At 68.1% G+C, this 26,989-nt stretch carries 23 protein-coding genes, 2 tRNA genes and 1 pseudogene; 7 read left to right on the forward strand and 19 right to left on the reverse strand.

From position 1 onward, the window contains the following. The first annotated feature begins 98 nt into the window (after positions 1 to 98). Both pknB and OG905_RS20085 read left to right on the forward strand, forming a co-directional pair. Positions 99 to 2,057 (forward strand): Stk1 family PASTA domain-containing Ser/Thr kinase, encoded by a 1,959-nt coding sequence (gene pknB, locus OG905_RS20080; protein WP_328673854.1) that lies wholly within the window; start codon positions 99 to 101, stop codon positions 2,055 to 2,057. Positions 2,058 to 2,255: 198 nt separating this feature from the next. Further along, entirely contained in the window at positions 2,256 to 3,287 is a 1,032-nt protein-coding gene (locus tag OG905_RS20085) for a restriction endonuclease (RefSeq protein WP_328673857.1), read from the forward strand. 56 nt (positions 3,288 to 3,343) lie between these two features. On the opposite strand, the gene OG905_RS20090 is transcribed toward OG905_RS20085, so the two are convergent. From OG905_RS20090 to OG905_RS20115, 6 genes and pseudogenes are all read right to left on the reverse strand, one after another. Beyond that, positions 3,344 to 4,018, reverse strand: a complete 675-nt coding sequence (locus OG905_RS20090; RefSeq protein WP_328673859.1) for a class E sortase — start codon at positions 4,016 to 4,018, stop codon at positions 3,344 to 3,346. Between the two features lie 59 nt (positions 4,019 to 4,077). Continuing rightward, positions 4,078 to 5,289, reverse strand: coding sequence for a class E sortase (locus OG905_RS20095; RefSeq protein WP_443043962.1), 1,212 nt, complete (start codon positions 5,287 to 5,289; stop codon positions 4,078 to 4,080). Beyond that, positions 5,286 to 5,924 (reverse strand): aminodeoxychorismate/anthranilate synthase component II, encoded by a 639-nt coding sequence (locus tag OG905_RS20100; RefSeq protein ID WP_328673860.1) that lies wholly within the window; start codon positions 5,922 to 5,924, stop codon positions 5,286 to 5,288. Before OG905_RS20100 ends, OG905_RS20095 begins: the two co-directional genes overlap by 4 nt. Next, entirely contained in the window at positions 5,921 to 6,094 is a 174-nt protein-coding gene (locus OG905_RS20105) for a hypothetical protein (protein WP_266480533.1), read from the reverse strand. The genes OG905_RS20100 and OG905_RS20105 overlap by 4 nt, the downstream gene beginning before the upstream one ends. Positions 6,095 to 6,150: 56 nt before the next feature. Further along, complete coding sequence (locus OG905_RS20110) at positions 6,151 to 6,870, reverse strand: class E sortase (protein ID WP_328673863.1); 720 nt, start codon at positions 6,868 to 6,870, stop codon at positions 6,151 to 6,153. 14 nt (positions 6,871 to 6,884) lie between these two features. Beyond that, positions 6,885 to 7,699: pseudogene (locus tag OG905_RS20115) on the reverse strand (DUF881 domain-containing protein). A gap of 142 nt (positions 7,700 to 7,841) precedes the next feature. Between OG905_RS20115 and crgA the strand changes: the two are divergent. Continuing rightward, positions 7,842 to 8,099 carry a cell division protein CrgA gene (gene crgA, locus OG905_RS20120; RefSeq protein WP_328673867.1) on the forward strand — a complete coding sequence of 86 codons (258 nt, stop codon included), beginning with the start codon at positions 7,842 to 7,844 and terminating at the stop codon, positions 8,097 to 8,099. Positions 8,100 to 8,355: 256 nt separating this feature from the next. On the opposite strand, the gene OG905_RS20125 is transcribed toward crgA, so the two are convergent. Further along, positions 8,356 to 9,252, reverse strand: coding sequence for a rhomboid family intramembrane serine protease (locus tag OG905_RS20125; protein WP_328673869.1), 897 nt, complete (start codon positions 9,250 to 9,252; stop codon positions 8,356 to 8,358). A gap of 131 nt (positions 9,253 to 9,383) precedes the next feature. Next, positions 9,384 to 9,917 carry a peptidylprolyl isomerase gene (locus OG905_RS20130; protein WP_328673871.1) on the reverse strand — a complete coding sequence of 178 codons (534 nt, stop codon included), beginning with the start codon at positions 9,915 to 9,917 and terminating at the stop codon, positions 9,384 to 9,386. A 271-nt stretch (positions 9,918 to 10,188) separates the two neighbouring features. On the opposite strand from OG905_RS20130, the gene OG905_RS20135 reads away from it, so the two are divergent. Beyond that, positions 10,189 to 10,869: a DUF5324 family protein gene (locus OG905_RS20135; protein ID WP_328673873.1), complete on the forward strand. Its 681-nt coding sequence runs from the start codon at positions 10,189 to 10,191 to the stop codon at positions 10,867 to 10,869. 55 nt (positions 10,870 to 10,924) lie between these two features. On the opposite strand, the gene OG905_RS20140 is transcribed toward OG905_RS20135, so the two are convergent. Together OG905_RS20140 and OG905_RS20145 are read right to left on the reverse strand one after the other, a co-directional pair. Next, positions 10,925 to 11,326 carry a DUF6344 domain-containing protein gene (locus OG905_RS20140; RefSeq protein WP_328673876.1) on the reverse strand — a complete coding sequence of 134 codons (402 nt, stop codon included), beginning with the start codon at positions 11,324 to 11,326 and terminating at the stop codon, positions 10,925 to 10,927. A 216-nt stretch (positions 11,327 to 11,542) separates the two neighbouring features. Next, positions 11,543 to 11,615 (reverse strand) — tRNA-Ala (locus OG905_RS20145). Between the two features lie 182 nt (positions 11,616 to 11,797). Between OG905_RS20145 and OG905_RS20150 the strand changes: the two genes are divergently transcribed. Continuing rightward, a complete protein-coding gene (locus OG905_RS20150; protein WP_328682482.1) occupies positions 11,798 to 12,346 on the forward strand; it encodes a helix-turn-helix domain-containing protein in 549 nt (182 codons plus the stop codon). A gap of 46 nt (positions 12,347 to 12,392) precedes the next feature. Further along, positions 12,393 to 13,745 carry a serine/threonine-protein kinase gene (locus tag OG905_RS20155; RefSeq protein ID WP_328673878.1) on the forward strand — a complete coding sequence of 451 codons (1,353 nt, stop codon included), beginning with the start codon at positions 12,393 to 12,395 and terminating at the stop codon, positions 13,743 to 13,745. A gap of 16 nt (positions 13,746 to 13,761) precedes the next feature. Here OG905_RS20155 and OG905_RS20160 read toward each other — a convergent pair whose 3' ends face one another. From OG905_RS20160 to OG905_RS20170, 3 genes are all read right to left on the reverse strand, one after another. Then, on the reverse strand, positions 13,762 to 15,240 hold the full coding sequence (locus OG905_RS20160) for a hypothetical protein (RefSeq protein WP_328673880.1): 1,479 nt from the start codon (positions 15,238 to 15,240) through the stop codon (positions 13,762 to 13,764). Then, entirely contained in the window at positions 15,237 to 17,138 is a 1,902-nt protein-coding gene (locus OG905_RS20165; RefSeq protein WP_328673882.1) for a vWA domain-containing protein, read from the reverse strand. The genes OG905_RS20160 and OG905_RS20165 overlap by 4 nt, the downstream gene beginning before the upstream one ends. A 181-nt stretch (positions 17,139 to 17,319) precedes the next feature. Then, positions 17,320 to 17,454 carry a DLW-39 family protein gene (locus tag OG905_RS20170; protein WP_003958712.1) on the reverse strand — a complete coding sequence of 45 codons (135 nt, stop codon included), beginning with the start codon at positions 17,452 to 17,454 and terminating at the stop codon, positions 17,320 to 17,322. A gap of 355 nt (positions 17,455 to 17,809) precedes the next feature. Here OG905_RS20170 and OG905_RS20175 point away from each other — a divergent pair, with 355 nt between their 5' ends. Further along, positions 17,810 to 18,832 carry an alcohol dehydrogenase gene (locus tag OG905_RS20175; protein WP_328674306.1) on the forward strand — a complete coding sequence of 341 codons (1,023 nt, stop codon included), beginning with the start codon at positions 17,810 to 17,812 and terminating at the stop codon, positions 18,830 to 18,832. A 295-nt stretch (positions 18,833 to 19,127) separates the two neighbouring features. Here OG905_RS20175 and OG905_RS20180 read toward each other — a convergent pair. The 6 genes from OG905_RS20180 to recF form a co-directional block, all read right to left on the reverse strand. Continuing rightward, a tRNA-Ile gene (locus OG905_RS20180) sits at positions 19,128 to 19,204 on the reverse strand. Positions 19,205 to 19,273: 69 nt separating this feature from the next. After that, positions 19,274 to 19,825 carry a DUF3566 domain-containing protein gene (locus OG905_RS20185; RefSeq protein ID WP_328682484.1) on the reverse strand — a complete coding sequence of 184 codons (552 nt, stop codon included), beginning with the start codon at positions 19,823 to 19,825 and terminating at the stop codon, positions 19,274 to 19,276. An 87-nt stretch (positions 19,826 to 19,912) separates the two neighbouring features. Next, on the reverse strand, positions 19,913 to 22,522 hold the full coding sequence (gene gyrA, locus OG905_RS20190; RefSeq protein ID WP_328674308.1) for a DNA gyrase subunit A: 2,610 nt from the start codon (positions 22,520 to 22,522) through the stop codon (positions 19,913 to 19,915). 41 nt (positions 22,523 to 22,563) lie between these two features. Further along, positions 22,564 to 24,630 (reverse strand): DNA topoisomerase (ATP-hydrolyzing) subunit B, encoded by a 2,067-nt coding sequence (gene gyrB / locus OG905_RS20195; RefSeq protein ID WP_328674309.1) that lies wholly within the window; start codon positions 24,628 to 24,630, stop codon positions 22,564 to 22,566. A 639-nt stretch (positions 24,631 to 25,269) separates the two neighbouring features. Then, positions 25,270 to 25,821, reverse strand: coding sequence for a DUF721 domain-containing protein (locus OG905_RS20200; RefSeq protein ID WP_328674311.1), 552 nt, complete (start codon positions 25,819 to 25,821; stop codon positions 25,270 to 25,272). Continuing rightward, the gene (gene recF / locus OG905_RS20205) at positions 25,818 to 26,987 is read right to left on the reverse strand and encodes a DNA replication/repair protein RecF (protein WP_328674313.1); all 1,170 of its coding nucleotides are present in this window, start codon (positions 26,985 to 26,987) and stop codon (positions 25,818 to 25,820) included. The genes OG905_RS20200 and recF overlap by 4 nt, the downstream gene beginning before the upstream one ends. Between the last annotated feature and the right edge of the window lie 2 nt (positions 26,988 to 26,989).

The raw sequence follows: 26,989 nt of genomic DNA on the forward strand, positions 1-26,989 counted from the left end.
CGATCAGGTGGTGCGTGGCCGGTAGCGTATGCGCGAACAGCGCACCGCCGGACCACACACGGGTGCGGTCGGGACTGACGGAGAGGGCTGGAACAGTTATGGAAGAGCCGCGTCGCCTCGGCGGCCGGTACGAACTGGGCTCGGTGCTCGGCCGTGGTGGCATGGCAGAGGTCTACCTCGCCCACGACACCCGGCTCGGCCGCACCGTCGCCGTGAAGACGCTGCGGGCCGATCTCGCCCGTGACCCGTCCTTCCAGGCCCGGTTCCGCCGTGAGGCCCAGTCGGCCGCCTCGCTCAACCACCCGGCAATCGTCGCGGTCTACGACACGGGCGAGGACTACGTCGACGGGGTCTCGATCCCGTACATCGTCATGGAGTACGTCGACGGCTCCACGCTCAGAGAGCTGCTGCACTCCGGGCGCAAGCTGCTTCCCGAGCGCACGCTCGAGATGACCATCGGCATCCTCCAGGCGCTCGAGTACTCCCACCGCAACGGGATCGTCCACCGCGACATCAAGCCCGCGAACGTCATGCTGACGCGCACCGGCCAGGTCAAGGTCATGGACTTCGGCATCGCACGCGCCATGGGCGACTCCGGGATGACGATGACCCAGACCGCGGCGGTCATCGGCACCGCACAGTACCTCTCCCCGGAGCAGGCCAAGGGCGAGCAGGTCGACGCCCGCTCCGACCTGTACTCCACCGGCTGTCTGCTGTACGAGCTCCTCACCGTCCGTCCGCCCTTCGTGGGCGACTCCCCGGTGGCGGTGGCGTACCAGCATGTACGCGAGGAGCCGCAGCCGCCGAGCAACTTCGACCCCGAGATCACCCCCGAGATGGACGCCATCGTCCTGCGGGCCCTGGTCAAGGACCCCGACTACCGCTACCAGTCGGCCGACGAGATGCGCGCGGACATCGAGGCATGCCTCGACGGCCAGCCAGTCGCGGCGACGGCGGCGATGGGCGCGGTCGGCTATGGCGGATACGCCCCCGACGACCAGCCGACCACGGCGCTGCGCCAGGCCGACCCGGCGGGCCAGACGTCGATGCTTCCGCCGATGAACCCGGACGACGGGGGCTACGGCTACGACGACCGCCCGGACCGCCGCCGCCAGAAGAAGTCGAACACCTCGACCATCCTGCTGGTCCTCGCGGGCATCCTGGTGCTCGTCGGTGCGGTGCTGATCGGCAAGGCGGTCTTCGGCGGCGGTGACGGCGGCGCCGGCGATGTGCCGGTGCCGCAACTCGTCGGCAAGCCCTTCAAGGAAGCCCAGACACTCGTGAAGAACGCGGGCGTCAAGGTTGCCCAGTCCGGTACACAGCGCTGCGATCAGCCCAAGGACAGCATCTGCAGCCAGAATCCGGCCAGCGGCAATATGAAGCAGGGCGAAACCGTCCAGGTCGTCGTCTCCGAGGGCGCACCCAAGGTCGAGGTCCCCGACGTGCTCGACAAGAAAGTGGAGCGGGCCAAGGAGATCCTGGAAGGCAAATCCTTCCAGGTCGATACCACGGAGATTGAGTCCGACGAGGACCCGGGCACAGTCCTCAAGCAGGATCCCAGGGGCGGCACCCAGGCCGAGAAGGGCACCAAGGTCACGCTCACCGTGGCCAAGCAGGCCAAGGTCACCGTGCCTCCGGTCGTGGGTCGGCTGTTCGACGACGCCAAGAGCCAGCTCGAGACCCTCGAGTTCACGGTCGCGCGGGCCGACGTGGACTCCGACCAGCCGGCGGGCACGGTCATCCAGCAGGACCCGGCGGGCAACTCGAAGGCCGCCAAGGGTGCCACGGTCACGCTGCAGGTCTCCAAGGGCCCGCAGCAGACCGCTCAGGTGCCTCAGCTGTTCAACAAGACCATCGGCGAGGCCAAGCAGCTCCTCGCTCAGGCAGGTCTGCAGCTCGGCGCCGTCAACGGTCCGAACGACGACAAGGCCCGGATCATTGTTCAGGACCCGGCGGCCGGTTCACCGGCGACTCCCAACCAGCAGGTCAATGTGCAGACCATTGACGGTGGCGGGGGCGGGAACAACGGCGGGAACGACGGCGGAATCTTCGGCTAGCCCCGGCCCGCAACAGCAGGAGGCCCCGGCACCGTTCATCGGGTGACCGGGGCCTCCTGCTGTATGCCATCTGCTGCGCGCACGCTTTCGACCATCGGTCGTTTCTTCAGATGTCCTGACTCGTTGGACGGATGGGGAGGGGACTCAAGCTCCTGCCCCGACCTCACCACCTACCACGCGGGCAGGAAGGGCCGGAGCATGATCGACCAGATCGCGCTGCTGGAGTCGAAATCGCTGCGCACGAGCGTGGCTACGCACACAGAGGTACTCGACAGGGTGAAGACACTGTCGTTGCTATCGGACGGCATGCATGTGACGACGGCGATGGTCGCCGCGTACTTCCAGGTCGGCGTCAAAGCAATCGAATCCCTGGTGCTCGACCACCGAGAGGAACTGGAAGCCAACGGCTACCGAGTCTTGACAGGTACAGAACTGACCTCCTTCAAGGAGGTCAGTGGGATTCAGTCCCGCTCCCGGGCACTCGCCCTCTACTCCCGGCGCGCTGTCCTCAACATCGCCATGCTGCTCCGTGACAGCGAAGTCGCACGTCAGGTGCGTACGTACCTCCTCGACATGGAGTACATGGCGCGCACCACCCCTGTGGATAACTCCGTCCACAGCCCCGCCGACCCCCTCGGCGACCGCATCGACCGGCGCATCGTCGACATCCTCGGCACAGCCGTCGTCCCCCTGTTCGACGCCCTCATCGAGACCTCGGGCGAACACCGCAAGGAACTGACCGACCTGCGCCAGGACATCCAGCGTGTCGAACGCAGACTCTGTCTCCACCACACTCGGCTGCGACGGCTCGAAGGCCCACGGGAAGACCGGCCACTCGCCGGAGTCATGGCCGCCATCGACGCCATGAACGGCTACGAGTTCGAAGAGCACATCGCCGCCCTACTGCGCCGCGACGGCTGCACCGACGTGGTCGTGCGCGGGGGCGGCGGAGACCGAGGCGTAGACATCACGGGCCGCACCCCCGACGGGCGACCGCTCGTCGTCCAGTGCAAGAGATTCGCACCCCACAACTCGGTCACAAGCCCCGACATCCAGAAGTTTCTGGGGGCCGCCAAGGTGCTGCACAAGGCCGACGTCGCCCTCTACGTGGCAACGTGCCCCTTCACCCGGGAAGCTCTCAACATTTCTGCCGAGGGCGGCATCACCGCCGTACACCGAGGGCTGCTGGAGGCTTGGAGCGCGGGCACCGCGCTGAACGTACTCCGTTAGCGAGCCGGTCAGAGGATCCTAGGACGACTGAGGCTCTTCGAGGACCTCAGTCACAGTCAGCGCAGCTCCGCCGGCGGCGTGCGGTCCGCGTCGACCTTCTGCGTGCGCACCAGCTCGCCCCACACGATGTAGCGGTAGTCCGACGTGTAGACCGGCGTGCACGTCGTCAGCGTGATGTACCGGCCCGGCTTCGCCTTGCCCGACTCCTTCGGGACCGGCTGCAGCACGTTCACGTTGTACTTCGAGGTCTCCGGAAGCTCCTTGTAGACCTTGTAGACGTACCAGGTGTCCCGCGTCTCGAAGACGATCGGGTCCCCGTCCTTCAGCTTGTGGATGTTGTGGAACTTCGCTCCATGGCCGTCGCGGTGCGCTGCCAGCGTGAAGTTGCCCTTGCCGTCCCAGGGGAGCCCCGACTTGATCGGGTCCGTGTAGTAGCCCGCGATGCCGTCGTTGAGGCTTTTGGAGTCGGTGCCCTTCTTCACCAGCACCTCGCCGTTGTTCATGGCGGGTACGTGGAGGAAGCCGATGCCGTCCTTGGTGTCGAGGGCGCCGGGGCTGCTCGCCCATCCGTCGCGCATCTGGTCGCCCTGTTTGGAGGCCGCACGGTCGGCGAGGACGTTCGTCCACCACAGTGAGTAGACGACAAAGAGCCCCAGCACCACGCCCGCGGTGATCAGCAGTTCGCCGAAGACACTGATGACACCGGCGACCCGGCTACGCGCACGTGACACTGCACCTTTTCCCGTCTTGAAGTCCCACCGCACCCACCGAACCAACCGAACCAACGATTTCAGCCGACGAGCGCGTCCGGTTTGCCCTTGCTGCGCGGTCGTTCGTCGACCATCTTGCCCCACACGATCATTCGATACGTACTCGTAAATTCCGGCGTACACGTCGTCAGCGTGATGTACCGGCCCGGTCCGCCGAATCCGGAGCCCTCCGGTACCGGAGCGATCACACTCACGTTCGACGGTGAGGTCTGCGGGAGGAAGCTCGCCATCTTGTACGTGTAATACGCGTCCTGCGTCTCGACGACGATCGGGTCCCCCGGCTGTAGACGGTTGATGTACCGGAACGGTTCTCCGTGGGTGTTGCGGTGACCCGCGACCGCGAAGTTGCCCACCTTGTCCGAAGGCATCGCGGTCTTGAGCTTCCCCTCGCCGTAGTGGCCCACCATGCCGCGGTCGAGGACCTTGTGCTTGCTGATCCCCTCGGCGATCGGGACGACCACGTCCAGCTTGGGGATGTGCATGATGGCGAAGCCCTGCCCGGGCTCGAACGCACCGGGCTGGCGGCCCTTCGCCCAGTCGTCCTGGATCTTGTTCGTCTCCTGGCTGGCCTGCTGCCCGGCGCGTATGTTCGTCCACCAGAGCTGGTACGTCACAAACAGCAGCATCAGCACGCCGAAGCTGATGAAGAGCTCGCCGATGGCGCGGCTCGCGATGACGGCGGGGCTGTCCTTCGCGGCACGCGCGGCGCGGCGGGCCTCGACGCGTGAGAGGGGTTTGGCGGGCGTCGCGGAGGAGTCCGGGGCGGCGGCAGCGGGCCCCGGGCGCCTATGGCCCCGAGCCTTGGCAGCCCGACGCCGCTCGGCACGGCCGGGACCCGCGGGCGTCTGTGCCGCGCGCCGGGTGTCCTCCGTACGCAGGGCGACGGTCTCGTCGTCCGGTACTGGTATCGGCCCGGACATCTGCTGAGGGATCGCGACGGTCTCGTACAGCGCCGCCCCAGGTTCCGCTTCCGGTTGCGGCTGGGCGTACCAGTCCCGCTGATAGCCCTCCGGGTCGTCTACGGAGTACTGGCCGTGGCCAGACCACTCCCGAGGCTGAGGCACCTCGGCCTCAGGGGCGTGAGCCTGCCCCTCGTCCGGAATGTCCGCCGCCCCGAACCACGGCGACCCCTGCTCCCCCGGCGGCATGGGGTCTCCCCACGGCGGAGCCGTAGGGGAGGGATCCGTCAGCGGGTCGTACTCATACCCGTCCTCAGGACGCCGGGCGCTCACGCCACAGCCTTGCCCACCACCGGTGCGAGCCCCGCCGAACGCCCGACCGCCCCGGTGTCGCCGCACTGCTCGAGCCAGTTGGCGAGCATCAGATGCCCGTGCTCGGTGAGGACCGACTCGGGGTGGAACTGCACGCCCTCGACGGCCAGTTCACGGTGGCGCAGCCCCATGATGATGCCGTCCGCGGTCCGTGCCGTGACCTCCAGCTCGTCCGGGAGCTCCGCCGGTTCCGCGGCCAGCGAGTGGTAACGGGTCGCGGTGAACGGCGAAGGCAGCCCCGCGAAGACGCCCTTGCCCTCGTGCGTGACCGGCGAGGTCTTGCCGTGCAGCAGCTCGGGGGCGCGGCCCACCACACCGCCGTACGCCACCGCCATCGACTGCATCCCCAAACAGACGCCGAATACCGGAACCGAGGTGTCGGCGCAGTGCCGCACCATCTCGATGCACACACCTGCCTGCTCGGGCGCGCCGGGCCCGGGGGACAGCAGCACCCCGTCGAAGCCGTCCTGCGCATGCGCCGGCGCCACCTCGTCGTTGCGCACGACCTCGCACTCCGCACCCAGTTGGTACAGGTACTGGACGAGGTTGAAGACGAAGCTGTCGTAGTTGTCGACGACCAGGATGCGCGCGCTCATCGGGCCGCCCCCGCTCCGTCGACCGTCACATCGTTGAACGGAAGCAGCGGCTCCGCCCACGGGAAGACGTACTGGAACAGCACGTAGACGACCGCGAGGATCAGCACGAGCGAGAGAACTGCCCGCACCCATGCGTTGCCCGGCAGATGCCGCCAGATCCAGCCGTACATGCTGTCCCTTTCCGTTTGGTACCGCACCAGACTAAAGGGCGGCAGGGGCACATGGGTCAGCTGCGCAAAGCTTCCGGTTTGCCGTCGGTCACAGGCTGGGTGGCGTCCAGATGCGCCCAGGCGATCAGCCGGTGGCTGCTGCCCCACTCCGGATCGCAGGTGGTCAGCGTCAGATAGCGCCCCGGCCCGTCGAAGCCCGACTTTCTGGGGACGGGTTCGATGACGCCGGTGTCGCTCGGGACGGTCCGGTAGGGCTCCCGGTCGACGCGGTACGTGAACCAGGTCGTCCCGTCCGTCAGCACCACCGCGTCACCCGGCCGCAGCTCCGGGAAGTCCTTGAAGGGATCGCCGTACGTGCGCCGGTGGCCGGCGACCGAGAAGTTGCCGCTGCCGCCGAGGACCGTGGTGGAGGCGTAGTGCCCGAGGCCCTTCTTGAGGGTGCCCGTCGAGGTGCCTTCCAGGACCGGCCAGTCCCAACTCCTGCCGAAGCGGGGGATGTACATGACCGCGAAGGGCTTGCCGTCGCGGTACTCCTCGGGGGCGGGAGGGGCGGGTGTCGTCGTGCCCTCCGGAGCGGGGGTGGCAGCGGGAGCCTGGACCGGACCCTGCGACCACTCCTCCTGGAGCCGGTCGATCTGTCCGTCGGTGGCGTCGGCTGCCTTGATTCCGGTCCAGAACATTACGTAGACGACGAAGAGCACGATCAAGGTGCCGGCGGTGATGCAGAGTTCGCTGAAGATCCTGACGATCAGCCGTACCGATACCGTCCGTCCCACCGTCCCCCCAGGGGCTACTGCACGGGCTTCGCGTAGTGGAGATCCACTGTGCCCGAGTAGCCGGGGAGAGTCACCGCCTTACGTTCGTCGACTTTCCAGCCGAGCCCGTAGGCCTTCACATACAGCTGGTAGTTCTGGATCGCGGGAGACTCGGCGAGCGCCTTCTTGAGCGCTCCCCGGTCTCCGACGGCCGTGACCTTGTACGGCGGGGAGTAGACGCGCCCCTGAAGGATCAGCGTGTTGCCCACGCAGCGCACGGCGCTGGTGGAGATCAGCCGCTGGTCCATGACCTGGATGCCCCTGGCACCGCCCTGCCACAGGGCGTTGACGACGGCCTGCAGGTCCTGCTGGTGGATGACCAGGTCGTTGGCCTGCGGCTCGGGGTAGCCGGGTGCTGCCTGGGCGTTCGGCGGGGCGTCGTTGAGGGTGACGCTGAGGGCGGGTCCGCTGACCTTCGAGGTGCCCGAGGCCTTCTCCAGGGCGCCGAGCCTGACGTCCTCGGCCTTGGTGGAGCCGTCGTCGCGCCGGGCGAGCGCGTCGACGTCGTCCCGTACCGCCGCGGTGGACTCGTCCAGGTCGGCGTTCTTGGTGCTGCGCTGCTGGATCAGGTCGGAGAGCTTCAGCATCGACGCGTCCGTACGGATGTTGGTGCCCTTGGCGGTGTTGAAGCTGGTCACGAAGATCAGCCCGGCGAGGGCGAACACGGCAGCCGTCAGGAGCCGGACCGTCCCGCCCGTCACGCGACCACCACCCCTCATCGAGCTTCGCCACCTTCCTGTCCGTCGAAGCGGTTGTCCGGACCTTGGGGGGAGTCGGCAGAATTGCTCAACGTACCCTTATCTCCTTAGGCGCCGCGGAAGCACTACGCTAACGGACGCCCGGGGGAGGCGGTGGTCCCCCTCGCTCCAGCCCCTGGCGTCAAGCCACAGTTCCCTGCGCGGTCACGCAGCGCATCGACAGGAGAGTCCCTCGTGCCGAAGTCACGTATCCGCAAGAAGGCCGACTTCACGCCGCCGCCGGCGTCGAAGCAGGCGACCAGCATCAAGCTGACCAGCCGCAGCTGGGTCGCACCGGTGATGCTCGCGTTGTTCCTGATCGGCCTGGCCTGGATCGTCCTCTTCTATGTCACTGAGGGCGACCTTCCGATCAAGAGCTTCGGCAACTGGAACATCGTTGCGGGCTTCGGCTTCATCGCCGGCGGCTTCGGCGTATCCACCCAGTGGAAGTAGCTTCTCCGCAGCCTCGTCGTCAAGCCCTGCCCTGAGGTTATCCACAGCGTTGTCCACAGTGGGGAAAAGTTCAGACGATCTGTGGATAACCCTCAAAGCATTGACGCCGGTGTGACTGCATCGGCCATCTTGATGAAGCGTCCCGCCCCTTGTCCCTGCTGGGAAAACCCAGCTCAGCGACAAGGGGCACGCTTGTTCCCCACAGCATGCACAAGATCGACCACACGCTGTGGACAACTTTGGGGAAAGATCTCGCTCAGGTGAGCGCGGCGGTCCTGGCCACCACGGTGACGATCACCGCGACAAAGATCAGTGCGCAGGTGCCGTACTGGACCAGAGCTCGGCGCTCGGCCGGCGCGTGCACCATGGCGTACCCGACCACGACACCTCCGACGAGCCCGCCGATATGGGCCTGCCAGGCGATGTTGAACGCCGGGTTGAAGGTGAAGATCAGGTTGATCACCAGCAGCGCGATGACCGGCCGCATGTCGTAGTTCATTCGCCGCATGAGCACGGCGGTCGCGCCGAAGAGTCCGAAGACGGCGCCGGAGGCACCGAGCGAGGGCTGGTTCGCGTCGGCGAGCAGATACGTCAGCGCGCTGCCCGCCAGGCCGGAGAGCACGTACAGGGTCAGGTAGCGCGCGCGGCCGAGGGCGGCTTCCAGAGGGCCGCCGATCCACCACAGGCTGAGCATGTTGAATGCGATGTGGATATAGCTGCCGTGCAGGAACATCGATGTCAGCAGCCGGTACCACTGCCCTTCAGCGACGCCCTCGACATCTCCGAGCAGCGGGACAAAAGCGCGCCCGATCAGGTCGAACTGGTCGGTGAACCGGTCCCCGAGCGACAGCTGCAGCAGGAAGACGGCGAGGTTGATCCCGATCAGGAGCTTGGTCAGCAGGCGCGGATCAGCGCTGACCGTGCCGCCCGCGATGGTCCGAGGTCGCGTGGCCGACGGGGCGTGTCCCGTACCCGATCCCGAACGGACACACTCCGGGCACTGGAATCCGACCGACGCGCTGGCCATGCACTCCGTGCAGATGGGCCGCTCGCAACGGGTGCACCTGATGCCCGTCTCGCGGCCCGGATGCCGGTAGCAGCTGGGGCCGTGCGCGTCCTGCGGCTGCTGCCCACTGCCTGGCGCCTGGTCCATGAGGTCCCTCTGTCTCCCTAGCTCAACACACCGCCCCGCCCATCCATACGGATGAGCGGGGCGAATTGGTTCCCTCGGGTCCCCTTCGGATCCCTGAGGATCCCGGGGGCACCACGGGGGCACCGCGTGGCTCAGCCCTCGCGGGTCTCCACGACGACCGACTCGATCACGACATCCTTGACCGGGCGGTCGGTGCGCGCGTTGGTCTGGGCGGCGGCGATCGCGTCCACGACCTTCTTGCCGGCCTCGCTGCTGACCTCGCCGAAGATGGTGTGCTTGCGGGTCAGCCAGGCGGTGGGCGACACGGTGATGAAGAACTGCGAGCCGTTGGTGCCCGGGCCGGCGTTCGCCATGGCCAGCAGGTACGGCTTGTCGAAGGCGAGGTCCGGGTGGAACTCGTCCTGGAACTCGTACCCCGGGCCGCCGGTGCCGTTACCCAGCGGGTCGCCGCCCTGGATCATGAAGCCGCTGATCACGCGGTGGAAGGCCGTGCCGTCGTACAGCTTGTCCGTGGACTTCTTGCCGGTCGCCGGGTGGGTCCACTCACGCTCGCCCTTGGCGAGCTCCACGAAGTTCTTGACCGTCTTGGGCGCGTGGTTCGGCAGAAGCCGGATCTCGATGTCGCCTTGGTTGGTCTTCAAGGTGGCGTACAGCTGCTCGGCCACGATCTGCCTTCCGTAAGTCTGCTCTGACGTCACACGATCCTCGCACGCGAGAGCCGTCCACGGATAAAAGGCGTCGAGTCGTCGACGAAGCGGCGCGTTGTGGGGCGAACCGTGGCATCGTCGACCACAAGGTCCTACATGACCCGGATGCCCGCCCCGCATGCCGAGGCCGCACTCAACAGGCATGATTTCGAAACGGGTGGAAAGGCGAAACTATGCCTAACTGGAAGTAACCCCAGCCACCCAGAACGCCACCGAGGAGGAGGATCCCGTGACCCGCATGGACAGCGTGCGCGCCGCGACCGGTACGGCGAAGGACAGCGTGCTGCACGCCGCGGAAGTGGTGGCGCCCTACGCCGGTACGGCCAAGGACCAGGCAGCGCATTATGCGCACGAGGCCCGCGTACGGCTCGCGCCCAAAGTCTCCAAGGCCGCTACTCAGGCCCGTGTTCAGTACGACGCGCGTGTTGCGCCGCGTGTGCCGCCGAAGGTGGACGAGGCGGCGCACCGAGCCGCGGTTCAGGCTCGGAGGGCAGCTCGTCAGGCGGCGGATTACACCGTTCCGCGTGTTGAGCAGGCGGTGGCCGTCGCTCAGCCCGTACGGGAGGAGGCTCTGGCCCGCTCCGCTGCCGCACTGGCCGCACTGCGCGGACAGGTGACGGCGAAGGAGATTCAGAAGCTGGTGAGGAAGCACGAGCGGCACTCGAAGGCCGCGCGGCTCGCCAAGCGGCTCGCGATCGTCGGTGCGCTGGTCGGTGGGGCATTCGCGGCCTGGAAGTGGTGGGACAAGCAGGCCAACCCCGACTGGCTGGTGGAACCGCCCGCTGCCACGGAGGTCTCCGACCGAGCCCCGCTGTCGTCCGTCGACGGCAGTGAACAGGGAGACCTGGACCCCGAGGTGCAGGCGAAGCAGGACGAGGCGGAGGCTTCTGACCGCGACGATCAGCGCTGATCGCATACCGCCCGTGGAGCAGGTGGCGCCGGGAGAAGTGAGCGATCCCGGCGCCTCATGCCGGGGCGGACGCCGTATCGGCGACGCGGGCAGGGGCCGGGGTCTGCCCGATGTCCGTGATGTCGGCACTGTCTGCGTCGGTCGCCGGCAGGTGACGGGTGGCCGGCGAGGATCCATGGGCCTCGGCGCGGATGCGCTGCTTGATGGTGGGCGGCAGCGATCTGTCGCGCGCGACGGGGCTCCATCGTGTAAAGGGGCTCCATCGCGTACTGGGCGGGGGCACCGTCGGCCGGACGGTCTGCCGCCGCACCTGCTTCGGCAGGACCGGCGCCTTGGGCGTCCGCACGACCGGCCGGCGCGTGGCGGCGGTGGCGGTGGTCAGCCCCACCGAGGCAAGCAGCGCAAAGAACGCGGTGATGAACGCGGTCCACAGATTCCTGACCTTCATGGCGGCCATGACCCCTCGCTTTCGGGTTGAGCGATCTACATACCTTTCTCATGATGTGTACGCATCTCGGGAAGTGGCGGAGCGACGCCGCCGCTGCGCAGTTCTTCCGATGAACACCACCCGGACGGCTCATTCCACGGTGCGGGCGGGGCGGCGAGGCAGTACAAGGCAGTGAAAAAGGGCGCTCCGATCTGTTCTCGACAGATCGGAGCGCCCTTGTCGCTGTGGAGCCTAGGGGAGTCGAACCCCTGACATCTGCCATGCAAAGACAGCGCTCTACCAACTGAGCTAAGGCCCCGGAAGGGTGGGTACGGCCGAGCAGAAGCGTGCCTCGGCCACCGCCGCAGACCAGAGTACCGGGTGACCCCCGGAATCCTGCAAAAGGATTGGGACTCCCGGTGGGCGACCACGCTCCGTAAGATGCTCGTCGAGGTTCGCAGCAGCGAAGCCCGCTTTGGGGAAAAGCGATGGGGAGACGCCATGGACGCCGCGCAGCAGGAAACAACCGCAAGAGCCAGAGAGCTGCAGCGCAGCTGGTACGGAGAGCCGCTGGGGGCGCTCTTCCGTCGGCTCATCGATGATCTGGGCCTGAACCAGGCCCGCCTCGCTGCGGTGCTCGGGCTGTCGGCTCCGATGCTCTCCCAGCTGATGAGCGGCCAGCGCGCCAAGATCGGCAACCCTGCGGTGGTCCAGCGGGTGCAGGCTCTGCAGGATCTGGCGAGTCAGGTCGCCGACGGCAGTGTCAGCGCGGTCGAGGCGACGGACCGGATGGAAGAGATCAAGAAGTCGCAGGGCGGCTCCGTGCTGACCGGCACCAGCCAGAGCACAAGCAGCTCCGGAGCGCCGACAGTTCGCCGTGTCGTACGCGAGATCCAGTCGCTGCTTCGTTCGGTTGCTGCGGCGGGCGACATCATCGATGCGGCGGACTCTCTCGCCCCGAGCCACCCCGAGCTGGCAGAGTTCCTCCGGGTGTACGGCGCCGGTCGCACGGCCGACGCTGTCGCCCACTACGAGTCGCATCAGAGCTGACCGAGGCAGCGGGCCTCACTAGGGAACGGGGAGCGGGCGCAGCGCAATGGGTGAGGTCTTCGCTGGTCGGTACGAACTGATCGACCCGATCGGTCGCGGCGGTGTCGGTGCGGTGTGGCGGGCCTGGGACCAACGGCGCCGTCGCTATGTGGCGGCCAAGGTGCTGCAGCAGAGCGATGCGCACACCCTGCTGCGCTTCGTCCGCGAACAGGCCCTGCGGATCGATCATCCCCATGTCCTCGCCCCGGCCAGCTGGGCCGCGGACGACGACAAGGTGCTGTTCACCATGGACCTGGTGAGCGGCGGGTCGCTGGCGCATGTCATCGGGGACTACGGCCCGCTGCCGCCCCGTTTTGTGTGCACGCTGCTCGATCAGCTGCTGTCCGGTCTGGCCGCGGTGCACGCGGAGGGGGTCGTGCACCGCGACATCAAGCCGGCGAACATCCTGATGGAGGCCACCGGGACCGGACGGCCGCATCTGCGGCTGTCCGACTTCGGGATCTCGATGCGCAAGGGTGAGCCACGGCTCACCGAGACCAACTATGTGGTGGGCACGCCTGGTTACTTCGCGCCCGAGCAGATGATGGGCGCGGAGCCGGACTTCACGGCCGATCTCTTCGCGGTCGGTCTCGTCGCGCTCTATCTGCTCCAGGGCAAGAAGCCCGACTCCAGGGCGCTGGTCGAGCACTTCGCCAACATCGGTACTCCTGGTGCCCCTCAGGGCATCCCCGAACCGCTGTGGCAGGTGCTCGCCGGTCTGCTGCAGCCCGATCCGCAGGTGCGGTTCCGTACCGCCACGGGCGCGCGCAAGGCGCTCACGGCGGCTGTCGAGATGCTCCCGGAGCCCGGCGCCGACGACGAGCCTGTCGAGATCTTCGACCAGATCGGCCCGCTCCCCGCCGGATTCGGTCCCGACGGCCCGACCGGCCCCGCCCCGGCTGCCCATGCTGCCCAGGCCGAGCAGGCTCACGTACAGCAGCCGCTCCCGCCGTCGCAGACGGGCAGCTTCCATCTGGCCCCGCCACCGCAGCAGCCGTCCGCCCAACTCCCTTACACGGCCCAGCCGTCCACTCCGCCCCCCATGCCGGCGGCTTCGGAGCCGACGCCCACGCCGACTCCCACCCCCACGCCCGTACCGGCCCACAGCGCTTCCCCGCTGTACGCCCCCGCGCCCGAGCCGTCCCTGCAGTCCCAGACCGCTCCGACCGCCCCGGTGCAGTACGAACAAGCTCTTACCCGTGCTTACACCGCGCAGAGCCCGCAGGTTCCGCACGTGCACGCGCCAGTTCCGACGGCGGCCCGCAAACGACCGGGACCGCCCCCGAAGGTCGCGGTCCCGGTGCTGCTTGTCGCGCTGCTCTGCTTCGCGGTGGGCATCTGGGCGCTGACCCAGGCCTGATCCCGCGGCCCCTGAACTACCAGGTGGGCGGCGGGCCGTACTGCCCGGTGGCCTGGCCCGGCGCCTGGCCCGGCACCTGACCGTGCCCACCCGGCGCCTGTCCGGGCACCTGCCCTGCCGCCGGTCCCTGCGAGGGGAACGGAGCGGCAGCATCCGTGACGGGAGCCACCGCAGCCGCGTGAGCAGGTCCCTGCGCCGGCGCCCCGGCCGTCCGCCGCCGCGCCAGCAGGGTCCATGCTCCGAGTCCCAGCACCAGCACGGTCCCCGCGCCGATCCCCGCGGCGGCGACCAGCTGCATCGTGTCGCTCTTCGCCGCCTCCGGCGCGCTCTTCCCGCTGTCCGCGGCCTCCTGGTCGTCCTTGGTGACCTGGAAGTCCCCCGCGGGCCCGTCGTACGCCGGAGCGCCCCGCACCTCGCCCTCGACGTTCACGCGCAGCGTCAGCGGGATGGGCTTCGTGCCGTACTCCTTGCCGACCTCCGGGTTGAGCGTGACCGAGAGGTAGTACCAGCCGGCGAATCGCATGGCGTTGGTGGAACTCGTGGAGTCGTACCGGTTCTCGTACGCCACCGGCGGCAGCGGATCCAGCGCCAGCGACTTCTGCTTGCCGTCGTAGTACAGGCTCGACGCGTCATCGACGTATCCACGGGCCGGGTTGTGCAGGGACAGCACCAGGGCACTGTTGACGCTCTTCGCACTGTCGGGCGCCGTACTGCTTCCGAGGTCGGCGCTGGCGAAGAGCTGCTGTCCCCAGTCGACCGGCACCCGGTAGAAGAGCGTCTGGCCAGGGGTGATCGCGTCCCGCCACTCGCCCTGCTTCAGGCTCGTGGCATCGGAGAAGCTCGTGCCGCCGTGCCGCTTCCCGGGGCCGCCTCCGGGCGCTGCGGGGGACGCGGACGGCCAGTTCTCGGACGGCGCTGTGGGGCCTTGGGACTTCAGCCCGGACTCGGAGGCGAAACGGATCTCCACGTCCCACGGCTCGGGCGTGGAGGTGTCTGCCTTCGACCGCTGCAGGAGCACGTAGTACGCGCCCGCCTCCTGGCAGCTGCTCGTGTTCTTGTCGATCGTCCGGTCCGCGTACGCGGCGACCGGCCTGGCGTACGAGGCCGATCCGAACTGGGCGTCCTCGTCACCGCACTTGTACCCCGAGCGGTCCTCGATGCTCACCGAGAGCTTGTCCGCGTACGACACCTTCGTCGCCAGCTTGGGGACGGCGACGGCCGAGATGTAGGCGTTGGTCTTGGCATCGAGATCGACCCGGTAGTAGCGCTTCTCGCCGGGCTCGATCGTGTCCTTGTAGGTCGATCCGGCCCTCAGGGGCGGCCCGTCACTGTTGACCGCGGCGCCCTTGACGGTCGTGGCCTCACTGTCGAAGGCGTACGGATTGGGCTTGCCGGCCGCCCATGACTGCCCGGGCAGCGCCGCCACCGCGCACATCGCCGCCATGGCCGCCATGGCCGCCAGCGTCACCCGGCCCGTGCCGCGCTGCCTCTTCACGCGCTTCTCCTTGTCCGCCGTACCAGTACGAGCACCAGGCCCACGATCACGACGACCGCGCAGCCGGCCGCCGCGGCGGTCGCGGTGCCGGACCATCCTGCCCCGGCAGCCGCTTGGCTGTCTTCGCGGGCGGCCGAATCACCCTGCTTGTCCCCCTTCTTGGCAAGCAGAGGCGCGTCGTGCTGCGGCCCGGCGAGTTCGTCGCCCAGCACAGCCACCCTCAACACCACACCGATCTGCGGGTTCTCGGCGATCTCGGCGGCCTTCGCGCCCAGCGTGACGGCGATGTAGAAGGCGCCCTTGGTGTGCACAGGGATGACATTGGGGTTCGACTCATGCCGGTTGGTCCAGGCGACCGGAACGGTGCCCATCTCCAGGGCCATGGGCCGTCCGTTGTAGATGGTCTGCGGGTTGAACTCGCCCGTGCCGCCGCCGACAGGGGCCCGTCCCGGCGTGAAGACCTGGGTGGCTCCGTAGGACCACACGGAGGACGAGCCTTCCACCGTCGGCTCGTTGGCGAACTCCACGTCGTACCGCAGCTGCTGTCCCCAGCCGACCGGGACCCGGTACCAGAGCGTCTGCGACGGCAGCACCTTGTCCCGCCACACGCCCTGTCCGATCTGCCTGGCGTCGTTGAAGCCCGTGCCGCCCGTGACGTCGCGCGGATCCCCGGTCGGCAGCTGGGCACCCTTGTCGCCGGCGCCGTACTCCGGCTGCGACTGAGCCGGCGTCACGCCCGTGGGCAGCTGCTTCTCGGTCCCGTACGTCAGCTCCAGCGGCCAGCGCGCGGCGTCCGAGTCCTTCTTGCTCTGCCGCTCGACGACCAGCCAGTACCGTCCCGCCCTGTCGCAGCCGCCGGTCCCCTTCTCGCTGGGAATCCGGGCAACCGCCGAGGTCAGCGGTGTCGCCCCTTCCTTCTGGAAGAAGTGCTGGGTGCTGGTCTCGCAGGCACTGTCAGTGCCGTACGCGATGCTGGTACGCAGGACGTCGAAGGTGTCCACCGCCGCCCCCGGTTGCGGCACCGCCGTCGCCGAAAAGTCCACAGTGGAAAGCGAGTCCAGCTCGACCCCGTAGTACCGCTTCTCTCCCGGGCCGATGGTGTCCAGGTACTGCCCCGGCAGCAGCACGGGCGCCGCGTCCCGCCGCGGCGCGCCCGCGACCGGCTTGCCGCTGAAGCGGTATCCGTCGGCCGACAGCTGGGCCGAGCGCTGCAGCTGGCGGGCGAGTGCCTTGCCGTCGGCGGCGTCGTAGTAGCGCCCGTTGCCCGCCCTCGCGATGCACTCCAACTGCTGCCGTGCCGTGCCCCGCACCTGGAAGCCGACCGTGTCGATGCGCAGCCCGACACCCTGCTTGGAAAGCTGCTCGGCGACCTCGCAGGGCTGCGGGGAGCCGCAGTTGTCCTCGCCGTCGGAGATCAGCAGGATCGTGCGCGTCCCGATCGAGCCTCCCGCGGGCCGGGGGAGGTCGCCGGCGGCCTTCTGGAGCGAGAGCCCGATGGGGGTGTCGCCCTTGGGCTGTACGGCTGCCACGGCCTGCTTGATACCCGCCCGGTCCAACGGCTCGACGGACTTGGCCAGCCGGGTGTCGGCGCAGCCCCTCGTCTGATCGGCGCCGTAGACGCGCAGTCCGGTGGGAAAGCCGTCGGGAAGAGCGTCGACGACCGTCCCGACGGCCGCGCGGGCGGAGGCCATCCGGGTCTGCCCGGCGCCGTCGTCGTCCGCCATGGATCCCGAGGAGTCGAGGACCATCACCAGGCCGCTCTTCCCGTCCCCCTGCCCTTCGGCCCGCGCTGTCTGACTCGCGGCGCTCGCACCCGGCAGCGGTCCCGCCACCAGGGCGAGCAGTGCCCCCACCCCGATCGCTGCCGCCGTCGCGCGGCGGCCCAGTCGTGCCTTCACCCGTGTTCCCCTCCCGAGCACTGACGTTTGCTCTTGCAAGTTAATGATTTGCTCAGGCGAACTCAAGGCCAAGATTGTCACGGTCACGCAACGGCACCGAGGGGCCAAGAAAGGGGGCGGGCAGCACTGAGCCCCGGCCGCTACAGCGACCGGGGCTCAGTGGTTTCAAGAATGCTGCGTCTCACACACCCGAACCTGCGGGCACGGAGTCGGTCGCCTCCGTCCACAGATCCTGCTCGGCGCGATCCGCCTGGATCTGGCGGTACACGAGGAGCCCGCCGATGGCGGCCAGTGCGACCAGGAGAAGCTTCTTCACCGCGCGACCTCGTCTTTCCTTGACGTATGAGGACTTCTGGCGCCCGACTATACACACCGACCGATACCGATCGGTGACCTGCGTAGGACCAGCGTACGACCTCCGCACGCCCCAACTCCGGCTCCGGACAAAGCGATCGGCCCGGACGCAGAAACTCCGTCCGGGCCGAATCAAGCCGACGGCCGGGCAGATCCCGTGCACGACGATCGGTGCGCCTCTCATGACTCCGGGTTGCGACTGGTAGCCGACGGCTGATGCCGAGTGCTCACCCGGATATTTCGGCGCGCGTGATCGCGCTGGAGCTGGTCTGCTGGTTCTGGGGGCGGCGTTGTACCCCTAGCCCGGAGAGATCCAGATGAGTACCTATCGAGTTGCGCAGGTCGCCGCCTCGGGCGGTCCGTTGGAGATCGTCGAGCGGGAGATATCACAGCCGGGTCCAGGCCACGTGCGGATTGCCGTGGAGGCCTGCGGGGTCTGCCACAGCGACGTCGTTTTCATGAACGCCCTGGTGCCGGGCGTACGGTTTCCGCTGGTCCCCGGGCATGAGATCGCCGGTCGCATCGAGGAGGTCGGCGAGGGAACATACAGCGGCTGGCAGGTGGGCGACCATGTGGCGGTGGGCTGGTTCGGCGGCAGCTGCGGCCACTGCACGCCCTGCAGACAGGGCGACTTCGTCGTGTGCGAGAACCTGAAGGTTCCCGGATGGGCATACGACGGCGGTTTCGCCGAGACGGTGATCGCACCGGCCGACGCCCTGGCCCGGATCCCCGACGCACTGGCGGCGACCGATGCGGCGCCCTTGGCCTGCGCGGGGGTGACCACGTACAACGGGCTGCGGCGCAGCTCCGCACGGCCGGGCGATCTGGTCGCCGTGCTCGGCATCGGGGGCTTGGGCCACCTGGGGGTGAAGTATGCGGTCGCCATGGGATTCGAGACTGTGGCCATCGCCCGCGGATCCGACAAGGCCGACTTCGCCAAGCAGCTCGGTGCGCACCACTACATCGACAGCACGGCGGCGACCGCCGTCGCAGACGCTCTGCAGTCCCTCGGCGGCGCCAAGGCAGTTCTGGCCACCGCCGCCAATTCCGACGCCACCACGGCCACCCTGGAAGGGCTTCGCCCCCGCGGCGAGCTCGTGGTCATCGGCGCGGACGCCGAGCCGCTGGGAATCAGCCCGAACCAACTGCTCCTGAGCGGCAAGATCATCCGTGGCCACCCGTCCGGCACCGCGCAGGACGTGCAGGACACCATGTCGTTCAGCGCCCTGCACGGGATCCGCCCCATGGTCGAGATCGTGCCATTGGATCAGGCCGATGAGGCGTACCAAAAGATGATGTCCGGCGCCGCCCGGTTCCGGATGGTGCTCACCACCCGCTGACGTGTACGCAGGGGCACGCGCTACCCGAACCGGGTTATGTCCGCCGCCAATTGATCCATCGGGAGACCGGACACGTCATGCCTGGTGACTTATACCGCGGCCTGCTGCTGTGCCCATTCCACATCGAGCCTGAGGCAGTGCCCGCCCTCGGGCGGCGCTCCGCAAGACAAAGCCAAGGAGATTGCACGCGTGTCCGGCTTGCTTTCCCCTTTGGTCTCGGGCCGGCAGACCGACGGCTGATGTCAGCCGGAGATGTCAAAAGCCCCCAACCTTGATCGGCTGGGGGCCCTTGCACTGGTGGGGCTAACAGGATTTGAACCTGTGGCCTCATCCTTATCAGGGATGCGCTCTAACCAACTGAGCTATAGCCCCGCCGCGCTGCGCGCTGACTCATGAAGATTAGCGCACGTCGGGGCCAGTCCCAAAATCGGTTGTCCTGCCTCACTCGTCCTCGGCGAGCGTCAGCTCGACACCGCCCACGAAACCTGCGGAGAGGTTGTAGATAAAGGCTCCGAGGGTGGCCAGCGCTGTGGCCAGCACCACATCGATCACCGCGATCACCGAGGTGAAGATGAGCACCCGCGGCAGCGACAGGAACGACTGAAGGTCGAATCCATTGCTCTCGTTGGAGCCGGTCGCCTCGCTGATCGTCCCGCCGACGGTGGAGAAGACACCCATCGCGTCCATGACCATCCACAGCACCGCTGACGCGATCACCGTGCAGATGCCCAGCGCGATGGAGAGCAGGAAGCTGACCTTCATCACCGACCACGGATCGGCCTTGGCCACCCGCAGCCGTGCCTTGCGTGTACGCGGCGTCGTACGGGCCCCGGTGCGCGGCCGGCGTACAGCCGCGCCCGGCGAAGGCGCGCCCGCGCCCTGGGGCGTGGGGTATGCCTGCGGCGGGTGGTACGGCTGCGCAGTCTGCTGCGGCGCCGGCTGCTCGCCGCCATACGTCTCGTACGGGGGCTTGGGCCCCCGGGTGTCCGTCACCGTAACCCCCTGGGAGTCCGCGGCAGGGCCACGGGCACCGTTCGCTCCGGATGCGGCCGATCCGGCGCCCGTGGCTCCACTCACGCTTTACTCCTCGTGCTCCCCTGCCGAGGGCTCACTGCCCTCGACTGCCGCCTCGGCCGCGTCGGCGCCGGCCAAATCGGTCGCTTCGACCTCGTCGGTCCCTTCAACCTCTTCGGCCTCGCGACCGGCCTCGGCGTTACGAGCGATGCCGACCACGGCATCGCGCTTGCCCAGGTTGATCAGTTGGACGCCCATGGTGTCACGGCCCGTCTCCCTGACTTCGTTGACTCGCGTACGAATCACACCGCCGCCAAGGGTGATGGCGAGGATCTCATCCGTCTCCTCGACCACCAGCGCGCCCACGAGTGAACCACGGTCCTCCACAATCTTGGCGGCCTTGATACCGAGGCCGCCACGACCCTGGACGCGGTACTCGTCGACGGCGGTCCGCTTCGCGTACCCACCATCAGTAGCAGTGAACACGAACGTACCGGGCCGCACCACATTCATCGAGAGGAGCTGGTCTCCCTCACGGAAACTCATGCCCTTCACGCCCGATGTGGCACGCCCCATCGGACGCAGCGCGTCGTCGGTCGCGGTGAACCGGATCGACTGCGCCTTTTTGCTGATCAGCAGCAGATCGTCCTCGGCCGAGACCAGCTCGGCACCGATCAGCTCGTCGTCGCTGCCGTCCTCCGTCTCGCGGAGGTTGATCGCGATGACACCACCCGACCGGGGCGAGTCGTAGTCCTTGAGCGGCGTCTTCTTCACCAGACCGCCCTTGGTGGCGAGCACCAGGTAGGGCGCGGCGTTGTAGTCGCGGATCGCCAGGATCTCGGCGATCTGCTCGTCCGGCTGGAAGGCCAGCAGGTTGGCGACGTGCTGACCGCGCGCGTCCCGGCCGGCGTCCGGCAGCTCGTAGGCCTTGGCGCGGTAGACCCGGCCCTTGTTGGTGAAGAACAGCAGCCAGTGGTGCGTGGTGGAGACGAAGAAGTGGTCGACGATGTCGTCTTCCTTCAGCTTCGTGCCGCGCACGCCCTTGCCGCCGCGCTTCTGCGAGCGGTAGTCGTCCGTCTTCGTACGCTTCACATAGCCGCCACGCGTGATGGTGACGACGATGTCCTCCTCGGCGATCAGGTCCTCGATGGACATGTCACCGTCGAAGGGCACCAGCTTGGAGCGCCGGTCGTCGCCGAACTTCTCGACGATGACGTTCAGTTCCTCGCTGACGATCTGGCGCTGCTTCTCGGGCGAGGCCAGGATAAGGTTGTACTCATTGATCTTGGCCTGCAGCTCGTCGTGCTCGGCGACGATCTTCTGGCGCTCCAGGGCGGCCAGTCGGCGCAGCTGCATCTCGAGGATGGCGTTGGCCTGGATCTCGTCGATCTCCAGCAGGCCCATCAGGCCCTCGCGCGCGATCTCGACCGTGTCACTGCGCCGGATCAGCGCGATGACCTCGTCGATCGCGTCCAGCGCCTTGAGCAGACCGCGCAGGATGTGCGCCCGCTCCTCCGCCTTGCGCAGGCGGAACTTCGTACGCCGGACGATGACCTCGATCTGGTGGTGCACCCAGTGGCGGATGAAGGCGTCGAGCGAGAGCGTGCGCGGCACGCCGTCGACGAGCGCCAGCATGTTCGCGCCGAAGTTCGTCTGCAGGTCGGTGTGCTTGTAGAGGTTGTTCAGCACGACCTTGGCGACTGCGTCGCGCTTGAGCACGATGACCAGGCGCTGGCCCGTACGGGAGGAAGTCTCGTCGCGGACGTCCGCGATGCCGCCGATCTTGCCGTCCTTCACCAGGTCGGCGATCTTCTGGGCGAGATTGTCCGGGTTGGTCTGGTACGGAAGCTCCGTGACCACCAGGCACTGGCGGTTCTGGATCTCCTCGACCTCGACGACCGCGCGCATCGTGATGGAGCCGCGACCGGTGCGGTACGCCTCCTCGATGCCCTTGCGTCCCACGACCAGCGCGCCGGACGGGAAGTCCGGGCCCTTGATCCGCTCGATGAGTGCGTCGAGCAGCTCCTCGTGGGTGGCGTCAGGGTTCTCCAGCGCCCACTGGGCGCCCGCCGCGACCTCACGCAGATTGTGCGGCGGAATGTTGGTGGCCATACCGACCGCGATACCGGCCGAACCGTTGACCAGCAGATTCGGGAACCGGGCCGGCAGAACCGTCGGCTCCTGATTGCGGCCGTCGTAGTTGTCCTGGAAGTCGACGGTCTCCTCGTCGATGTCCCGGAGCATCTCCATCGACAGCGGCATCAGCTTGCATTCGGTGTACCGCATGGCGGCGGCCGGGTCGTTGCCCGGAGAACCGAAGTTGCCGTTGGAGTCCACCAGCGGCATCCGCATCGACCACGGCTGGGCCAGCCGGACCAGGGCGTCGTAGATCGAGGAGTCGCCGTGCGGGTGGTACGTACCCATGACGTCGCCGACGACGCGGGCGCACTTGTAAAAGCCCTTCTCGGGCCGGTATCCGCCGTCGTACATCGCGTAGAGCACACGACGGTGGACGGGCTTGAGACCGTCCCGCACGTCGGGCAGCGCACGCGAGACGATGACGGACATCGCGTAGTCGAGATACGAGCGCTGCATCTCCGTCTCGAGCCCGACGGGCTCGATCCGCAGCCCCTGCTCTTCTTCTTCAGTGGTGGCGGGAGTGTTCTCGTCGGCCATTGCTGGTCAAGATCCTTTCGAAGCGGTCAGCTGAGACCGACTCAGATGTCGAGGAAGCGGACGTCCTTGGCATTGCGCTGGATGAACGAGCGCCGCGCCTCGACGTCCTCGCCCATCAGCACGGAGAACAGGTCGTCGGCCTGCGCCGCGTCGTCCAGGGTGACCTGGCCGAGCACGCGGTGGTCCACGTCCATCGTGGTGATGCGCAGCTCCTCGGCGTTCATCTCGCCGAGACCCTTGAAGCGCTGGATCGAGTCTTCCTTGATCCGCTTGCCGTTCTGCTTGCCGAGTTCGACGAGCGCGTCGCGCTCACGGTCCGAGTACGCGTACTCGAAGTCGTCCCGGCCCCACTTGATCTTGTAGAGCGGCGGGCGCGAGAGATACACGTGCCCGGCCTCGACCAGCGGCCGCATGAAGCGGAACAGGAAGGTCAGCAGCAGGGTGTTGATGTGCTGACCGTCGACGTCGGCGTCCGCCATCAGAATGATCTTGTGATAGCGGAGCTTCTCGATGTCGAAGTCCTCGTGGACTCCGGTGCCGAAGGCCGAGATCAGCGCCTGGACCTCGGTGTTCTGCAGGATCTTGTCGATCCGGGCCTTCTCGACATTCAGGATCTTGCCTCGGATGGGCAGGATCGCCTGGTACATCGGGTTACGGCCGGACTTCGCCGAGCCACCGGCGGAGTCACCCTCGACGATGAAGATCTCGCACTTGGTGGGGTCGTTCGACTGGCAGTCGCTGAGCTTGCCCGGCAGGGAAGCCGACTCCAGCAGGCCCTTGCGACGGGTCAGGTCGCGCGCCTTGCGGGCCGCGACGCGCGCCGTCTGCGCCTGGATGGACTTGCGGATGATGTCCGCGGCCTCGTTGGGGTTGCGGTCGAACCAGTCGGTGAGGTGCTCGTGCACGACCTTCTGCACGAAGGTCTTCGCCTCCGTGTTGCCCAGCTTGGTCTTGGTCTGGCCCTCGAACTGCGGCTCGCCCAGCTTGACCGAGATGATCGCGGTCAGACCCTCGCGGATGTCCTCGCCGGAGAGGTTGTCGTCCTTCTCGCGCAGCAGCTTCTTGTCGCGCGCGTAACGGTTGACCAGGCCCGTCAGAGCGGCCCTGAAGCCCTCTTCGTGGGTACCGCCCTCGTGGGTGTGGATGGTGTTCGCGAAGGAGTACACGCCCTCGGTGTACTGCGAGTTCCACTGCATCGCGATCTCGGCCGAGAGCAGGCGCTCCTTGTCCTCGGCCTCGATGTCGATGACGGTCGGGTGGATGAGCTCGCCCTTGCGGGAGTTGAGGTACTTGACGAAGTCGACGATGCCGCCTTCGTAGTAGTACTTCACCGCGCGCGCGGGCGTCTCCTCGTCCGGCTCCTCGGGGGCGTCGGCACCTACGGTGGCCTTCGCCGACTCGCGCTCGTCCGTCAGCGTCAGGGTGAGGCCCTTGTTGAGGAAGGCCATTTCCTGGAAACGGCGGGAGAGCGTCTCGAAGGAGTACTCGGTCGTCTCGAAAATGTCCGGATCGGCCCAGAACGTCACCGTGGTGCCGGTCTCGTCCGTGGCCTCGTTCTGAGCGAGGGGCGCGGTCGGGACACCGAGCTTGTAGTCCTGCGTCCAGCGGTAGCCGTCGGTCTTGACCTCGACGGAGACCTTCGACGACAGGGCGTTGACGACCGAGACGCCGACGCCGTGCAGACCGCCGGAGACGGCGTAGCCGCCGCCGCCGAACTTGCCGCCCGCGTGCAGAACGGTGAGCACGACCTCGACGGCCGGCTTGTTCTCGGACGGGACGATGCCCACGGGGATGCCGCGGCCGTTGTCGATGACGCGCACGCCGCCGTCGGCGAGGATCGTGACGTCGATCGTGTCGGCGTGACCGGCCATGGCCTCGTCGACGGAGTTGTCGACGACCTCTTGTACGAGGTGGTGGAGTCCACGCTCACCGGTTGAACCGATGTACATGCCAGGTCGCTTGCGGACCGCGTCCAGGCCCTCGAGGACCGTGATCGCGCTGGCGTCGTACGAGGCGGTTACCTCGCCGTTCCCACCGGCAGGAGTGGACGGAATGTTCTCGTTGGGGTTGCCGGAATCGGCCACGAAGCGCCCTTTCTGGCACAGCACAAGCCGTTCTCCGGGCAGGCGGGAGCGGCTGCGTCGTTCGACATGTTCCGCGAGTGGGCGGGATTGTGCACCAGTCTACCGGTACGGCCGACCCGAATGGGGGTTTGCCGGTAGCTGCGTCCTCATGTGCCGCCCTGAACCATGTCGGTCCGACTCCCCATATCTGGGAAGGGGCTCCAGGAGGCTCACACGGGCATTGAGCGCTTCGGGCTGTCAACCACTGGCTACGGTGAGGGACACCTCACCCGCATCGGGGGGTTTGGGGTGTTACGGGATGGGCCGCGTTGCACGGGCGGCAGGGGGCGAGGCGCGGGGCTATGGGCGGGTCGGGCGGGGGCGTTGGCCACTGCGGCTGCGGGGCGGCGTGGGGTGGGGTGGTGCCCTGGGTCGGGTCGGCGCGCGCCGACCGCGAGGGCGACAGCGGCGCGAAGCTGCCGCAACGGGATGCGGGGCGCCGGGCCCGAGCTCTTCTCCGCGGCGGAGCCATGGAGCTCCTCCCCCCGGTTTCGGGGGAGGAGCGGGGGTACAAATCCGCCTTGAGCGAACACCGCACGCCCGCAGACGCGAGCCCGGCCACACGGGGCCACTGCGGCGCGAAACCCCGCGCCAGGCCCCGGGTACGAAGCCCAAGGGGGCCCCTCACCCGTACGTGTCGCCCGGCCCCACACTCCCCGGCGCCCTCAACGCCCCGTACGTCCTCGGTGGCCCACCCGGCCCCAGTACCTTGATCAGCCGTACCGTCCCGTGCCCCAGGTCCTCGTTCAGCCGCGCCACCAGCCGCGGCGCCAGCAGCCTCAGCTGCGTCGCCCACGCCGTGGAGTCGCACTGCACGGTCAGCACCCGCTGATCCGGGTCCTCCTCGTACCGCAGCGGCACACAGTGGTTCGCCAGGTCCGCGCCCACGATCTGCGGCCAGCGACCCATCACACCGCCCACCGCGGCCGGTGTCTCCCAGCCCCGCTCGGTGATCAGCCGGTTGATCGCCGCACCCAGCGGGAGCGGATCACGCCCGTCCGCCCGCGCGCCCGATCGCAGCCCGCCACCCCGCCTGGCCTGCTTCTTCTGCTGTGCCGCGGCGCCCCGCGCCTTCGCCTGTTCCTTCGCGGCACGCAGCGCGACCCGCGCCAGGTCGACGCCCGAGGACTCGGGCACCCCCGGTGGCTCGGCCGCTTGCTTCGGCTCCTCGCTCATACGCGCCCCACCGCCCCGTCCGCCACCAGGTACCGCGCACCGGCCAGCACCGCCGGCACATCGTCGTCCACTGCCGCCGTCACCAGCACCTGCTCGCCCGGAGCGACCAGTTCCGCCAGCCGCTCGCGGCGCCGCACGTCCAGCTCGGCGAAGACATCGTCGAGGACCAGCACCGGCTCGTTGCCCTCGGCTCTCAGCAGGTCGTACGAGGCCAGCCGCAGCGCCAGCGCGTACGACCAGGACTCGCCATGGCTGGCGTACCCCTTGGCGGGCAGCTGCCCGAGCTTGAGCACCAGGTCGTCGCGGTGCGGCCCGACCAGCGTCACGCCCCGCTCGATCTCCTGCTTGCGCACCTCGGCCAGCGCGCCGATCAGCTGCTCGCACAGGGCTTCCCGACCATGCACCGCGCCCTCGCCCACAGCACCGGCACCGGCACCGGCATCCACACCGGCCGCGGCACCGGAGGAGGAACGGTACTCCAGCGCAACCGGCCCGCCCCCCGGCGCCAGTTGCTCGTACGCCTTGTCCGTCAGCGGCTGCAGCGCCGCGATCAGATCGATCCGCTGCGCCAGCAACTCCGCCCCGGCGCGCGCCAGATGCTGGTCCCACACGTCCAGCGTCGACAGGTCCATGCCGCGCCCGCCGTGCCGCCGTGCCATGGCCGCGGACTTCAGCAAGGTATTGCGCTGCTTGAGCACCCGCTCGTAGTCGGAGCGCACCCCCGCCATCCGCGGCGAGCGCGCCGTGATCAGCTCGTCCAGGAACCGCCGCCGCTCGCCCGGGTCGCCCTTCACCAGCGCCAGATCCTCGGGGGCGAAAAGCACCGTCCGTACTATCCCGAGCACATCACGGGGCCGGACCTGCGAGGAGCGGTTGATACGGGCCCTGTTCGCCTTCCCCAGATTGAGCTCGAGCTCGATCAGCTGGGAGCGCTCGCCCTGGGTGACAGCGGCCCGGATCACCGCCCGGTCCGCGCCCATCCGCACCAGCGGCGCATCCGATGAGACCCGGTGGCTCGCCAGCGTCGCGAGATAGCCGACCGCCTCGACGAGATTGGTCTTCCCCTGCCCGTTCGCCCCCACGAACGCGGTGACGCCCGGGTCGAGTGGGACCTCGACCCGGGCGTACGAGCGGAAGTCGGCCAGCGACAAATGCGTGACGTGCATGG

It is taken from the genome of Streptomyces sp. NBC_00322, from assembly GCF_036147535.1.
Lineage (GTDB): Bacteria > Actinomycetota > Actinomycetes > Streptomycetales > Streptomycetaceae > Streptomyces.